Origin of the sequence: Streptomyces sp. F63 (assembly GCF_018070345.1) — a bacterium.
In the GTDB taxonomy this organism is placed as follows: domain Bacteria; phylum Actinomycetota; class Actinomycetes; order Streptomycetales; family Streptomycetaceae; genus Streptomyces.
Genome location: NZ_JAGPXX010000005.1, coordinates 188226 through 202586, shown reverse-complemented (window position 1 = coordinate 202586; position 14361 = coordinate 188226). Strand labels below are relative to the sequence as shown.

8 protein-coding genes are annotated in these 14361 nt (G+C 72.4%); 6 read left to right on the top strand and 2 right to left on the bottom strand.

Features of this window, described 5'->3' with window-relative positions; translation table 11 throughout:
• The first annotated feature begins 39 nt into the window (after positions 1–39).
• The 6 genes from KBZ10_RS08285 (at position 40) to KBZ10_RS08260 (ending at position 11505) form a co-directional block, all read left to right on the top strand.
• On the top strand, positions 40–3030 hold the full coding sequence (locus tag KBZ10_RS08285) for an EAL domain-containing protein (protein ID WP_307847275.1): 2991 nt from the start codon (positions 40–42) through the stop codon (positions 3028–3030).
• Positions 3031–3226: 196 nt separating this feature from the next.
• The gene (locus KBZ10_RS08280) at positions 3227–5095 is read left to right on the top strand and encodes an acetolactate synthase large subunit (RefSeq protein WP_210986851.1); all 1869 of its coding nucleotides are present in this window, start codon (positions 3227–3229) and stop codon (positions 5093–5095) included.
• Between the two features lie 43 nt (positions 5096–5138).
• Positions 5139–5663: an acetolactate synthase small subunit gene (ilvN, locus tag KBZ10_RS08275; protein ID WP_030546553.1), complete on the top strand. Its 525-nt coding sequence runs from the start codon at positions 5139–5141 to the stop codon at positions 5661–5663.
• A gap of 104 nt (positions 5664–5767) precedes the next feature.
• On the top strand, positions 5768–6766 hold the full coding sequence (ilvC, locus tag KBZ10_RS08270; RefSeq protein WP_210986850.1) for a ketol-acid reductoisomerase: 999 nt from the start codon (positions 5768–5770) through the stop codon (positions 6764–6766).
• A 366-nt stretch (positions 6767–7132) separates the two neighbouring features.
• Positions 7133–8725, top strand: coding sequence for a phosphoglycerate dehydrogenase (gene serA / locus KBZ10_RS08265; protein ID WP_210986849.1), 1593 nt, complete (start codon positions 7133–7135; stop codon positions 8723–8725).
• A 290-nt stretch (positions 8726–9015) separates the two neighbouring features.
• On the top strand, positions 9016–11505 hold the full coding sequence (locus KBZ10_RS08260) for a plasma-membrane proton-efflux P-type ATPase (protein ID WP_210986848.1): 2490 nt from the start codon (positions 9016–9018) through the stop codon (positions 11503–11505).
• Here the strand turns inward: KBZ10_RS08260 and KBZ10_RS08255 are convergent.
• The gene (locus tag KBZ10_RS08255) at positions 11495–12517 is read right to left on the bottom strand and encodes a 1-phosphofructokinase family hexose kinase (protein ID WP_210986847.1); all 1023 of its coding nucleotides are present in this window, start codon (positions 12515–12517) and stop codon (positions 11495–11497) included. The genes KBZ10_RS08260 and KBZ10_RS08255 overlap by 11 nt on opposite strands.
• Entirely contained in the window at positions 12514–13530 is a 1017-nt protein-coding gene (gene gap / locus KBZ10_RS08250; RefSeq protein WP_210986846.1) for a type I glyceraldehyde-3-phosphate dehydrogenase, read from the bottom strand. Before gap ends, KBZ10_RS08255 begins: the two co-directional genes overlap by 4 nt.
• Between the last annotated feature and the right edge of the window lie 831 nt (positions 13531–14361).

Below are 14361 nucleotides of genomic sequence, written 5' to 3'. Positions count from 1 at the left end.
CAGACGGCAACGCCGCACCGCACCGCCGCGGGCGGTCCGGTGAGCGCCCAGGGGGCGGTGGTCCCGGGGCGCGCGGCCACCGGCTTCCGGAGGAGCCTCCTCCCCCAGCTCCTGCTGGCCACCGCCTGTGCGGGGTACACCGCGGGGGCGGCCCTCGGCTGGGGCTCCCGGACCATCGCCCTGATCATGGGGGACTTCGGTCTCAGTGCCGCGGCCCTCGCCGCCGCCGTGTCCTGCTTCGCCTACGCCCGCGTCCGCCCCTGCCAGCGCCCGGCCTGGCTGCTGTTCGCGCTCTCCTCCTCGATGGCCGCAGCGGGGAACTTCGTCTGGGGCTGGTACGAGGTGGTGCTGCGCCGGCCGGTGCCCGAGCCGTCCGCCGCGGACTTCTGTTTCCTGCTCTTCGCGCCGCCCGCCATCATCGGCCTGCTGGTCCTGGCCAAACGGCCGGTGACCCGCGCGCGCTGGATCTGCCTGGGCCTGGACGCCTGGCTCATCGGCGGCTCCCTGCTCACGCTCTCCTGGAGCCTCGCGCTGGCGCACACGGCGGACGGACGGGGCGAGGGAGTGGCGCAGACCGCCCTCTCCCTCGCCTACCCGCTGCTCGACATCGCGCTGGTGAGCATGGTGCTGGTGCTGCACTTCCGGCGGTCCTCCGCCAACCGCAGCGCGATCAACACCGCCATCGCCGCCCTCGCGCTGACGGTGCTGTGCGACGCGCTCTTCACCTCCCCCATCTTCCGCGAGGAGTACCGCTCCGGGCAGTTGCTGGACGCCGGCTGGTTCGCCGGTTCCCTGCTCCTCGCGTATGCCCCCTGGGTCGGCCGGCAGGACAAGGCCGAGGAGGAGCGCGAGCGCCGGACCCACGCGGCCGTGCGGGACGGGTCCGTCCCGTACCCCGGCGGGCTGCCCATCGCCGGTTCGCTGGCCGCTCTGACGCCGTACCTCGCCGCGGCCGTCTGCACCCTGGGCATCCTGCACACCGTCATCGACGGCGGGCGCGTCGACCGGGTCGTGATCTTCACGGCCTGCACGGTCGTCCTCGCCCTCGTCGTGCGGCAGGGCATCATGCTGATGGACAACATCACGCTCACCCAGGAACTGGCCTACCAGGAGAGCCACTTCCGCTCCCTGGTGCAGGGCTCCAGCGACGTCATCATGATCGCCACCCCCAGCGGCACCCTGCGCTACGTCAGCCCCGCGGCCGCCGGCGTCTACGGCATCGAGCCGGAGGAACTGGTCGGCTCCCGGCTCTCCTCGCTGATCCACCCCGAGGACGCGGACGGCGTCATGCGGGAGGTCGGCCGGCTGCTGTCGGCGCCCCCGGAGAGCGAGCCCACCACCCGGATCGAGTGCCGCTTCCGCGCCGGCGGGCCGCGGACCGTGGGCGGTCCCTGGCTCAACGTCGAGTCCACCGTCAACCGCCACGAGGACGGGCTGATCTTCAACAGCCGCGATGTGACCGAACGCGTCCGTCTCCAGGCGCAGTTGCGGCACAGCGCCGAGCACGACCCGCTCACCGACCTCCCCAACCGGGCCCTGTTCACCGAACGGGTCCGCCGCGCGCTCGGCGGCCGGCGCAGCACCGATCCCGGCACCGCCGTCCTCTTCATCGACCTCGACGGATTCAAGGCGGTCAACGACACCATCGGCCACCAGGCCGGGGACGAACTGCTCATCCACGCCGCCCGCCGGCTCCGGGAGTCCGTGCGGGCCGGGGACACGGCCGCCCGGCTCGGCGGTGACGAGTTCGCCGCACTGATCCTCGGCGACGGCTGCCGGGACCGAGCCGACTGCGAATTCCGCATCCACGAGATCGCCGACCGGCTCCGCGTCGCCCTCTCCGAGCCCTACCGGGTCGCCGGAACCGAGGTGCGGGTGGCCGCCAGCATCGGCGTCGCCTTCGCCGATCCCGGGATCACCCCCGGAGCGCTGATGCGCAACGCCGACCTCGCGATGTACCGCGCCAAGGCCGCCGGCAAGAACCGGGTCGAGCTGTACGCCCCGGAGATGCAGGCCGAGGTGGTCCGGCGGGCCGAACTCGCCGGCCGGCTCCGCGCCGCGCTCGACGACGGCGAGTTCGCCCTCCTCCACCAGCCCGTGGTCGAGCTGGGCGGCGGCCGGCTCACCGCCCTCGCCGCCCAGGCCCGCTGGCGCTCCGCCCAGGGCATCCTCTTCACCCCCGCGGAGTTCCTGCGGGTCTCGGAGGCGGGTGCCGGGAAGGGCGGCGACCGCGGCGCCGAGCTGGGCCGCTGGCTGCTGGAGCACGCGGTGGAGCAGGCCGCCGCCCGGCACCGCGACGGATTCGCCGTCCCGGTGTGCGTCCGGCTGTCCGCCCGCCGTCTCATGGACCGCACCATGCCGCTGGGCACCGTGGAATCCCTTCTCGCCCGGCACGGCCTGCCCTCGGGCGCGCTGGTCCTGGAACTCTCCGGAAGCGACCCGAAGACCCCGCTGGACGAACTGGAACGCCGCCTCACGGGACTCCGCCGGCTCGGTGTGCGCATCGCTCTCGACGCCTTCGGCAGCGGTTACGCGGCCATCGACGCCCTGCGCCGGCTGCCGGTGGACATCCTCCGGCTCGACCGCGGACTGGTCGAGAGCGTGGTGGAGTCCGCCCGCGTCCACAAGATCACCGCCGGGCTGCTGCGGATCGCCGCCGACCTCGGGGTGGAGACCGTTGCGGACGGCGTGGACCGGCCCGACCAGGTGGTGGCCCTGCGTTCCCTGGGCTGCACCCACGGCCAGGGCATGGCCTTCTCCGGCCCGCTCGACGAGCACCGGCTGCGCCGGGCCCTCCGTCGCGGCGGCTACCCCGTGCCGCAGGCGGGCGGCCTGCGGGAGGCCGTGCTCGCCGGCAGCGCGCCACCGCTCCTGGTGCCGGACGGCCGCGAGGCGCTGCCCCGGCACGCCCTGGGCGGTGAGACCTGGGAGACGGCCCGTGGCACGGTGCCCGGTGCGGCGCTTCCCGGACCGGCCCTGCCCGGTCCGGCGCTGCGCTCGAATAGTGAGACGTCGGTCCCACCCGCTTGACACCCCTACCGGGCCGGGGAGAAAGTCGGAGCCATGCGCACCCGAATTTTCGTACTTGGACAGCGCGTCGGCTGAAGCAGGTCCTTTCACGCCCTGCTGAACACACCGGCGCGCTCCCCTCGCTTGCCTCACGGCACGGGGGGTTTTTTGTTGCACTGGTGACCACAAACCCACACAGAACCATCTCTGAAAGAGAATGCCGATGACCGAGCAGGCATCCGGGCCCCCGCATCCTCAGCCACGGGCCCGTAGCGGCGGACACGGGTCCGCCACCGTCGAGAGGGACGTCACGGGCGCGCAGTCCCTCATCCGCTCTCTTGAGGAAGTCGGCGCCGACACCGTCTTCGGCATTCCGGGCGGTGCGATCCTGCCGGCCTACGACCCGCTGATGGATTCGTCCAAGGTCCGTCATGTGCTGGTCCGCCACGAGCAGGGTGCCGGCCACGCCGCCACCGGCTACGCACAGGCCACCGGCAAGGTCGGAGTCTGCATGGCCACCTCCGGACCGGGGGCGACCAACCTGGTCACGCCGATCGCGGACGCCCACATGGACTCCGTCCCCATGGTCGCCATCACCGGCCAGGTCGCCTCCCGGGCGATCGGCACGGACGCCTTCCAGGAGGCGGACATCTGCGGCATCACCATGCCGATCACCAAGCACAACTTCCTGGTCACCGACGCCGCCGAGATCCCCCGCACCATCGCCGAGGCGTTCCACATCGCGGCCAGCGGCCGGCCCGGCCCGGTGCTGGTCGACATCGCCAAGGACGCGCTGCAGGCCAGGACCACCTTCACCTGGCCGCCGGCGGTCGACCTGCCCGGCTACCGCCCCGTCACCAAGCCGCACGCCAAGCAGATCCGGGAGGCGGCCAAGCTGATCACCCAGGCCCGGCGCCCGGTGCTGTACGTCGGCGGCGGCGTGATGAAGGCGCGGGCCACCGCGGAGCTGCGGGTGCTCGCCGAGCTCACCGGCGCCCCGGTCACCACCACCCTGATGGCCCTCGGCTCGTTCCCCGACAGCCACCCGCTCCACGTCGGCATGCCCGGCATGCACGGCTCGGTCACCGCCGTCACCGCACTGCAGAAGGCCGACCTGATCGTCGCCCTCGGTGCCCGCTTCGACGACCGCGTGACCGGCAAGCTGGACTCCTTCGCCCCCTTCGCCAAGGTCGTGCACGCGGACATCGACCCGGCCGAGATCGGCAAGAACCGGACGGCGGACGTCCCGATCGTCGGTGACGCCCGCGAGGTCATCGCCGACCTGGTCGTCGCGGTCCAGGCCGAGCACGACGAGGGCCGCAAGGGCGACTACCGCGACTGGTGGGACAGCCTCAACCGCTGGCGCGAGACCTACCCGCTGGGCTACGACCTGCCCGAGGACGGCACCCTCTCGCCGCAGCAGGTCATCCAGCGCATCGGCGAGCTCGCCCCCGACAACACGGTCTACGCCGCGGGCGTCGGCCAGCACCAGATGTGGGCGTCCCACTTCATCAAGTACGAGCGGCCGTCCACCTGGCTCAACTCCGGTGGCGCCGGAACCATGGGCTACGCCGTCCCCGCCGCCATGGGAGCCAAGGCGGGGCGGCCCGACGCCACCGTGTGGGCGATCGACGGCGACGGCTGCTTCCAGATGACCAACCAGGAACTGGCCACCTGCGCGCTCAACAACATCCCGATCAAGGTCGCGATCATCAACAACGGCGCCCTGGGGATGGTCCGCCAGTGGCAGACCCTCTTCTACAACCAGCGTTACTCGAACACCGTGCTGCACTCCGGTCCCGTGCCGCCCGGTGAGAGCCCGGCGGCCTCCCAGGGCACCCGGGTCCCCGACTTCGTGAAGCTCTCCGAGGCCATGGGCTGTGTCGGGCTGCGCTGCGAGGACCCGGAGCAGCTCGACGCGGTCATCGAGAAGGCGAACTCCATCAACGACCGCCCCGTCGTCGTGGACTTCATCGTCCACGAGGACGCGATGGTCTGGCCCATGGTCGCGGCCGGCACCTCGAACGACGAGGTCATGGCGGCGCGCGGGGTCCGCCCCGACTTCGGCGACAGCGAAGACGACTGAGCCCCGGACGCGAGACGCGACAGAAGAAGAGAGACCCAGCCCCATGACCAAGCACACGCTCTCCGTCCTGGTGGAGAACACCCCCGGCATCCTGGCCCGGATCGCCGCGCTGTTCTCCCGCCGCGGGTTCAACATCGACTCCCTGGCCGTCGGCGTCACCGAGCACCCCGACATCTCCCGTATCACCATCGTGGTGAACGTCGAGTCGCTGCCGCTGGAGCAGGTCACCAAGCAGCTCAACAAACTCGTCAATGTGCTGAAGATCGTCGAACTGGAGCCCGGGTCCGCCGTTCAGCGGGAACTCGTTCTGGTGAAGGTCCGCGCCGACAACGAGACCCGCTCCCAGATCGTGGAGATCGTCCAGCTCTTCCGCGCCAAGACCGTCGACGTCTCCCCGGAGGCGGTCACCATCGAGGCCACCGGCAGCAGTGACAAGCTGGAGGCCATGCTCAAGATGCTGGAGCCCTACGGCATCAAGGAACTGGTCCAGTCCGGCACCATCGCGATCGGCCGCGGCGCCCGCTCCATCACCGACCGGTCGCTGCGCGCGCTGGACCGATCCGCATAGCGAGACCCCCCGACCATCCGCCGCCCACCGGCATACGGTGGGGCGCACACTGCGGTTCCCCCGCGAGCGCGGGGGAACGCAAGACGATCAAGGAGATACCCGAAGTGGCCGAGCTGTTCTACGACGACGACGCCGACCTCTCCATCATCCAGGGCCGCAAGGTCGCGGTCCTGGGGTACGGCAGCCAGGGCCACGCCCACGCGCTGTCGCTGCGCGACTCGGGCGTCGATGTCCGCGTCGGCCTTCCCGAGGGCTCGAAGTCCCGGACGAAGGCCGAGGAGCAGGGACTGCGCGTGGTGACCCCCGCGGAGGCCGCCGCCGAGGCCGACGTCATCATGATCCTGGTCCCGGACCCGATCCAGTCCAAGGTCTACGAGGAGTCCGTCAAGGACAACCTCAAGGACGGCGACGCGCTCTTCTTCGGGCACGGTTTCAACATCCGCTTCGGCTTCATCAAGCCCCCGGCCGGTGTCGACGTGTGCATGGTCGCCCCGAAGGGCCCCGGCCACCTCGTCCGCCGCCAGTACGAGGAGGGCCGCGGCGTGCCGTGCATCGCGGCCGTCGAGCAGGACGCCACCGGCAACGCCTTCGCGCTGGCCCTGTCCTACGCCAAGGGCATCGGCGGCACCCGCGCCGGCGTCATCAAGACGACCTTCACCGAGGAGACCGAGACCGACCTCTTCGGCGAGCAGGCCGTCCTCTGCGGCGGCGCCTCCGCGCTGGTCAAGGCGGGCTTCGAGACCCTGGTCGAGGCGGGCTACCAGCCGGAGATCGCGTACTTCGAGTGCCTGCACGAGCTGAAGCTCATCGTGGACCTCATGTACGAGGGCGGTCTGGAGAAGATGCGCTGGTCGGTCTCCGAGACCGCCGAGTGGGGGGACTACGTCACCGGCCCCCGCATCATCAACGACAACACCAAGGCCGAGATGAAGAAGGTCCTGGCCGAGATCCAGGACGGCACCTTCGCCAAGACGTGGATGGACGAGTACCACTCCGGTCTCCCGAAGTACAACGAGTACAAGAAGGCCGACGCCGGCCACAAGCTGGAGACCACCGGCAAGGAGCTCCGCAAGCTGATGAGCTGGGTCGACGAGCAGGCCTGACGCCGTCCCGGCGCGGTGCCTCCGGGCGGGCGGGCCCGAGCTGTGGCCCCGCCCGCCGGCGGCACCGGCTCCGGGCGGGGCCCGTCACCGCGGTCCCGTCCGGAACCCCGTCCGGAACCGTCCGGCCCTCCTGGCCCGATACGCCGGACGGACGCCGCCAAACCTGCCACACGACCGTTCCGGAGAAGGCAGACTCCTTCCCGGGGATCTTTCGTGGAGGCGCGGGGCGCATCCCCGCACGCGGATACACTGCAAGAACAAGCGCGTCAGGCTCACAGCGTCGTGCGTCTTCCACGCGGCTGCCCTTCACCGCCTTCGGCCGCCGGGACGGCCGTCCGTCAAGGACTAGTGAGGACTGAGGACCACGTGAGCCCGAAACCTGTCGTACTGATCGCTGAGGAGCTGTCGCCGGCCACGGTCGACGCCCTCGGACCCGACTTCGAGATCCGGCACTGCAACGGCGCCGACCGCGGCGAGCTGATCCCCGCCATCGCCGAGGTGGACGCCATCCTCGTCCGCAGCGCCACCAAGGTCGACGCCGAGGCCATCGCCGCCGCGCGGAAACTGAAGGTCATCGCCCGTGCGGGCGTTGGTCTGGACAATGTCGACGTGTCCGCCGCCACCAAGGCCGGCGTCATGGTCGTCAACGCCCCCACCTCCAACATCGTCACCGCCGCCGAACTCGCCTGCGGCCTGATCGTCGCCACCGCGCGCAACATCCCGCAGGCCAACACCGCCCTCAAGAACGGCGAGTGGAAGCGGAGCAAGTACACCGGCGTCGAGCTCTCCGAGAAGACCCTCGGCGTGGTCGGCCTCGGCCGGATCGGCGTGCTGGTCGCCCAGCGGATGTCGGCCTTCGGGATGAAGATCGTCGCGTACGACCCCTACGTCCAGCCGGCCCGCGCCGCGCAGATGGGCGTCAAGCTGCTGACGCTCGACGAGCTGCTGGAGGTCTCGGACTTCATCACCGTCCACCTGCCGAAGACCCCCGAGACGCTCGGGCTCATCGGTGACGAGGCGCTGCACAAGGTCAAGCCCGAGGTGCGGATCGTCAACGCCGCCCGCGGCGGCATCGTCGACGAGGCCGCGCTGGCCAGCGCCCTCAAGGAGGGCCGGGTCGCGGCCGCCGGCCTGGACGTCTTCGCCAAGGAGCCCTGCACGGACTCCCCGCTCTTCGAGTTCGACAATGTCGTCGCCACCCCGCACCTGGGCGCCTCCACCGGTGAGGCCCAGGAGAAGGCCGGTATCTCGGTGGCCCGTTCGGTGCGGCTGGCCCTCGCGGGCGAGCTGGTCCCGGACGCGGTCAACGTCCAGGGCGGCGTGATCGCCGAGGACGTCCGCCCGGGCCTGCCGCTGGCCGAGCGGCTGGGCCGGATCTTCACCGCCCTGGCGGGCGAGGTGGCCGTCCGGCTCGACGTCGAGGTGTACGGCGAGATCACCCAGCACGATGTGAAGGTGCTGGAACTCTCCGCCGTCAAGGGTGTCTTCGAGGACGTCGTCGACGAGACGGTCTCCTACGTCAACGCCCCGCTGTTCGCCCAGGAGCGCGGTGTCGAGGTGCGGCTCACCACCGGCTCGGAGTCCCCGGACCACCGCAATGTGGTCACGGTGCGCGGCACCCTCACCGACGGCGAGGAGATCTCGGTCTCCGGCACCCTGGCGGGGCCCAAGCACCTCCAGAAGATCGTCGCGGTCGGTGAGCACGATGTCGAGGTGGCGCTCGCCGACCACATGCTCTTCCTGCGGTACGCCGACCGCCCCGGCGTCGTCGGCACCCTCGGCCGCATCCTGGGCGAGGCCGGCCTGAACATCGCCGGTATGCAGGTCTCGCGGTCCGCCCAGGGCGGTGAGGCGCTCGCCGTCCTCACGGTGGACGACGACGTTCCGCAGTCCGTGCTGACCGAGATCGCCGAGGAGATCGGCGCCACCTCGGCGCGCGCCGTCAATCTGGCGGACTGACGGACTTTCGTCCTCCGGGCGGCACAGGGCCCGGTCCTCGCTGCGGCGGGCGGCCGGGCCCTGCCGTTTCGGTCCCCGATGGCCCTCCGCTTGCGATCACCCCGGGCCGGGGGTGTCCTGGTCTCACTGCGGGCGTGCCGTTGACGCCGTGCCCGTGGGGCCGCTGCCGCGCCCGACCCGGTGCCCGGTGCCCGGTACGCACGTGCCGCGTCCCCGGCCATGTGGTTCTCGCCCCGGGCGCGCGGCCGCGGCCGGCGCGGGAACCGACGGCCGGGAGGCAGTGCGCTGAGATGACCGGGAACGGAGACGGCGGGCAGAGGGTGCGGGACCAGCGCACCGACGAGGACCGGCGCGTGGACGAGAGCCGCGGCCCGGGGGAGGGTCTGACCTCGCAGGAGGCCCGGGACCGGCGGGAACGCTATGGGCCCAACGCCATCGAGGAGGAGCAGCGCGGCGTTCTCGGGGAACTGCTGTCGCACTTCTGGGGCCCGATTCCGTGGATGATCGAGACCGCGCTGCTGCTGACCGCGGTCACGGGCCGGTGGACGGATTTCGCCGTCATCCTGGCGCTGCTGCTGCTCAATGGCGGGGTGGGCTTCTGGGAGGAGCACCAGGCGCAGAGCGCCATCGCCGCGCTGAAGCAGCGGCTGGCCACGAAGGCGCAGGCCAGACGGGACGGGGCGTGGACGACGGTGGACGCCGGGGAACTGGTGCCGGGCGATCTGGTGCGGACCGGGCGGGGCGAGGTCGTACCCGCCGACGGCCGTGTCGTCGACGGCACCGGAGAGGCCGATGAGTCGGCGCTGACGGGGGAGTCCCTGCCGGTGGGCAAGGAGCCCGGCGACGCGGTGTACTCGGGTTCGGCTCTTGCGCGGGGGGCGCCGGTCATCCGCGTGCTGGCCACGGGCGGCGGGACGGAGTTCGGGCGGACGGCCCGCCTCGCCGGTGAGGCGGCGCCGGAGAGCCACTTCCAGCGGGCGGTCGTCACCATCGGCAAGTACCTCATCGTGCTCGCCGTCGCCCTGGTCGCGGTGATCGTGGTGGTCTCCCTGCTGCGCGGGACCGGGGTGGCCGACACCCTGGAGTTCGCGCTCGTGGTGCTCATCGCCTCCATCCCGGTCGCCCTTCCCGCGGTGCTCTCGGTGACCATGGCCGTCGGAGCACGCCAGCTCGCCCGGCACGAGGCCGTGGTCAGCCGCCTCCCGGCCGTCGAGGAGATGGCCGGGGTGGACGTGCTGTGTGCCGACAAGACCGGCACCATCACCCGCAACGACCTTCAGGTCGCCGGCATCGTCGTGATCGAGGACGGAGCGGACGACGGCGAGGTGCTCCTGGCCGCGGCGCTGACCGCCGAGCGCGACAGCGGGGACCCGATCGACCGGGCGGTTCTGGAGAAGGCCGGTGCCAGCCGCCTCGATGGCTGGCAGGTCACCGGTTTCACACCCTTCGACTCCGCCCGCAAGTACGCCCAGGCGCGTGCACGCGGCCCCTCGGGCGAGGAGACCGCCGCCGCGAAGGGAGCGGTGCAGGCCGTCCTGGAACTGGCCGGGGCCGATCGCCGGACCGGTGACCGCGTGGCGGAGGCGACCCGGTCCTTCGCCGAGCGGGGCCACCGGGCGCTGGCCGTCGCCCGGTCGGACGGCGGCGGGTGGCGGGTCACCGGCGTCATGGGCCTGCAGGATCCGCCGCGTGCGGACTCCCGCGCCACGCTGGAGGAGGCCGCCCGGCTCGGTGTCGGGGTCAAGATGGTCACCGGCGACCGGGCGGAGATCGCCCGTGAGATCAGCGGCCGGGTGGGCCTGGGCACCCGCGTCCTCGAAGCCGGCCGGATTCACGACCTCCGGGGCGAAGAGCTCGTCCGCACCGTGGTGGAGGCCGACGGCTTCGCACAGGTCGTCCCGGAGGACAAGTACCGCATCGTCGAGGCCCTCCAGGACCACGGTCACATCGTGGGCATGACCGGTGACGGGGTCAACGACGCTCCCGCCCTGCACCGCGCGGACGCGGGCATCGCGGTCTCCGGCGCCACCGATGCCGCGCGCGCGGCGGCCGACATCGTCTTCCTCGCCCCGGGCCTGTCGACGATCGTGGAGGCGGTCCACCGGTCCCGCGAGGTCTTCCGGCGGATGAAGAACTACGCGGTCTACCGGATCACCGAGACCATCCGCGTGGTCCTCTTCGTGACCCTCACCATCCTGGTCTTCGCGTTCTTCCCGGTCACGCCCGTCCAGGTGGTGCTGCTGGCCGTTCTCAACGACGCGGCCATCCTCTCCATCGCCTATGACCGGGTACGGGCCTCCGCGCGGCCTGAGCGCTGGAACCTCACCGAGGTCCTCACGATCGCCGCCACACTGGGCCTCTTCGGCGTCGCGTCCTCCTTCGCGCTGCTCTGGGTGGCGCACGGCCCCCTTGGCCTCGCCGACGCCACCGTGCGGACACTGCTGTACCTCAAGCTGTCGGTCAGCGGACACCTCATGGTCTTCCTCGTCCGCACCCGCGGCCCGTTCTGGTCCCACCGGCCGTCCTGGCTCCTGATTGGCGCTGTGCTGGGGACCCAGGTCCTCGCGACCGTCATCGCCTTCACCGGGTTCCTCATGTCCCCCGTTGGACCGAGCCTCGTCGCCCTCGCCTGGGGGTGGGGCATCGCCGCGTTCCTGCTGCTGGACCCCGTCAAACTCCTGGCCTACCGCGTTCTCGACCGGTACGGGGAGCGGCGCCGGAGGCCGGAGCCTGAGCGTGTCCGGCCGTGTCACCGGCCCGGCCGGTCCCCTAGCGCTTGACCTCCACCGCGGGACGGAGGGACTCGGCGACCCGGCGGTCGAAGGGTTCGGCGCAGGGGGTGAGCACCGATGCGGCCGCGACGGCCACCCCGAGCGCGCAGGCGTCGGCCGGGTCCTCCCCGGCGGCCAGCCGGGCGGTGAGCGCGGCCACCATGCCGTCCCCGGCCCCGGCGTCGCTGAGCGGTTCCCCGGGCAGCGGGGGCGCGTGCAGCTCGGTGTGGCCCCGGCCGGTGGTGCAGAGCGCGCCCCGTCCCCCGAGCGTGGTGACGACGATCTCGGCGGCTCCCCTGGCCAGCAGGTGGTTGTTCACAGCCCGGGCATCGTCGAAACCGCGGACGGTCCGCCCGGTGAGCTCGGCGGCCTCCGACCGGTTGCACCTGAGGAGGAAGACGCCCTCCGCGAGCGCCTCGCACAGCGCCGGCCCGGAGGTGTCCAGCAGCACCCGGGCCCCGGTGGCCTTGACCCGGCGGGCGGCGGACGCGTAGAAGCCGGCGGGCAGACCGCCGGGCAGACTGCCGCTCAGCACGACATACCGGCAGTCGCCCGCGGCCCGCTCCAGCGCCTCCAGGCAGCGCCGCCCCTCGGCGCCGTCGAGGCGCGGTCCGGGCGGGACCAGGTGATGGCTGCGGCGCGCCCCGGTCTCGAAGACCACCAGGGCCTCACGGGTCTCGCCGCCGATCCCCACGGCGACGTGGTCGATCCCCTCGTGGTCCAGCAGCCGGTTCAGCCGGCGGCCCACCTCCCCGCCGGCGGTGTGGACGGCGGTGGCCCGTCCGCCGAGCCGGGCCACACCGCGGGCCACGTTGATCCCCCCGCCCCCGGCCGTCACGGACCGGACCCGGGCGCGGCTCTTGCCGACGTCCGACAGGTGGCCGACTTCCCAGCACAGATCGACGGCGGGGTTCATCGTCAGGGTGAGCACCGCCGGCGGCGGCCCGGCCGCATACCGGGTGCCTCCCGCGCCGGCGGCGCTCCCGGCCGCGGCGTCGTCCCGGTCACCGGCGGTGCTCATCGCGGTGATGCGGCCGGCACGCCCACCATGGCCCGGGCCCGGCGCACCATCTGCTGCGCGTAGCCCCACTCGTTGTCGTACCAGGCCATGACCTTCAGCAGGTCGCCGTCGGTGACGGTGGTCAGGGTGAGGTCGACGACCGACGCCCGCGGGTCCGCCACGATGTCGCTGGAAACCAGGGGCTCGTCGACGACGCCGAGGACGCCCCGGTAGCGGTCGCTCGTGGCCTCCTGCCGGAAGATGCCGTTGACCTCGGCGACGGTGGTGTCCCGGGCGGTCACGCAGACGATGTCGGCGATCGATCCGTCCGGCACCGGAACACGGAGCGCGACGCCGTCGAAGCGGTCCCGGAGGGACGGGAGGGCTCGCGCGGCGGCCCGGGCGGCACCGGTGGTGGTCGGCACGATGTTGGCGGCCGCCGCCCGTCCGCGCCGCCACTTGCCCGCCGGTCCGTCGACCAGGCTCTGGCTGGAGGTATAGGCGTGCGCCGTGGTCATGGTCGCCTTGCGCACCCCGATCCGGCGCTGGAGGACCTCCATCACGGGCGCGATGCAGTTGGTGGTGCAGCTCGCGCAGGACAGCACCTCGGCTCCGGCGCCGTCCTCGTCGTTCACCCCGTGGACGACTGTGGTCATCCCGTCCTTGGCGGGGGCCGAGAGGATCGCCCGGCGAGCGCCGGCCCGGAGATGCCGGCGCACGTCCTCTCCGGTACGGAAGAGGCCGGTGCACTCGAAGACCAGATCGACGTCCAGGTCGCCCCAGGGGAGCCGCTCCGGGTCCTTCTCGTTCAGCAGCCGGACGGTGCGCCCGGCCAGGGAGAGCGCCGCGTCCGTGGCGGTGACGTCCCCGTCGAACCGCCGGTGGACCGTGTCGTGGCGGAGGAGGTAGGCGAGGTTGTCGGCGGGCGCGATGTCGTTGACGGCCACCACGTCAAGGGCCGGCTCGGCCAGTACCGACTTCAGTGTCGCCCGGCCGATGCGGCCGAGCCCGTTGATGGCAACCCGTGCGGCCATGTGCGGCCTCCCTGCGGTCGTGGCCGGAACGGCCGGTACGGCGGCGCTGCGGCCGGGTCCCCGCCGGGGACGGACGCGCGCGGCCCGCGGGGCCCGAAACGCCGGCGAGCCCCGGCCTCCCGTCCGACGCTAACCCGCCCGGGAGCCCGCCGCATTTCACCGGCGTCACCCGGTCGAGGCCACGCGTGCCGGGCCGGCCCGCCCGGGGTCGCAGGGGGACGGGGGCAGCGGCAGGGCGGTGTTGAAGGCGACGGACAGCGGGAACCGGACCAGCTCCGCCACCCCCTGTGCTGATCAGCAGCCACACCACTGTGCGGACGTTGCCGCAGGCGACGCGTCCCTTCGATGCCGTTGACGATCGAGGCGAAGGTGTCGTCGGTGAGGATCGGATCGGCCGCGCCACGTGCCACCGGCCGCCACTCGAGTCCGCGCGGCAGCCGGGTGCCGGCGGGGGCCGCAGCCCCGGTCTCGAGTCTCCTGACCCCGTTCCGGCAGCCTTTCGCCCGAGAACCTCTCGCCGCCGCGTGACCTCCGGCTCCTCCAGCCCGGCTCCTCCAGCCCGGCTTCTCGTCCGTGCCGAGCGCCGCGACGGCCTCCTCCGCGGGAACGGCGTGCCGGGGCGGACGGCCACCGTCTGCTCGGACAACTCGTCCCGGCAGACCATCAGTCACTCCTTCGGGCCAACGGCCGGAGGCGTGGGAGCGGGGAGAATCCGGCGGCACGGGGTGCATCGGAACTTCCTGGGTGTACCTCTTGTGCCGGTTTGCCTTCCCCATGCCGTGGCCCTGGGAACAGGGCAGGGCGCCGAGCCGGGCGGCAGCGCCCCGGCTC

Excerpts from the sequence above, each read along its gene's own strand:
- KBZ10_RS08280 (WP_210986851.1), top strand. The coding sequence starts at position 3,227 with ATGCCGATGACCGAGCAGGCATCCGGGCCCCCGCATCCTCAGCCACGG.
- ilvN (WP_030546553.1), top strand. The coding sequence starts at position 5,139 with ATGACCAAGCACACGCTCTCCGTCCTGGTGGAGAACACCCCCGGCATC.
- KBZ10_RS08260 (WP_210986848.1), top strand. The coding sequence starts at position 9,016 with ATGACCGGGAACGGAGACGGCGGGCAGAGGGTGCGGGACCAGCGCACC.
- KBZ10_RS08255 (WP_210986847.1), bottom strand. The coding sequence starts at position 12,517 with ATGAGCACCGCCGGTGACCGGGACGACGCCGCGGCCGGGAGCGCCGCC.
- gap (WP_210986846.1), bottom strand. The coding sequence starts at position 13,530 with ATGGCCGCACGGGTTGCCATCAACGGGCTCGGCCGCATCGGCCGGGCG.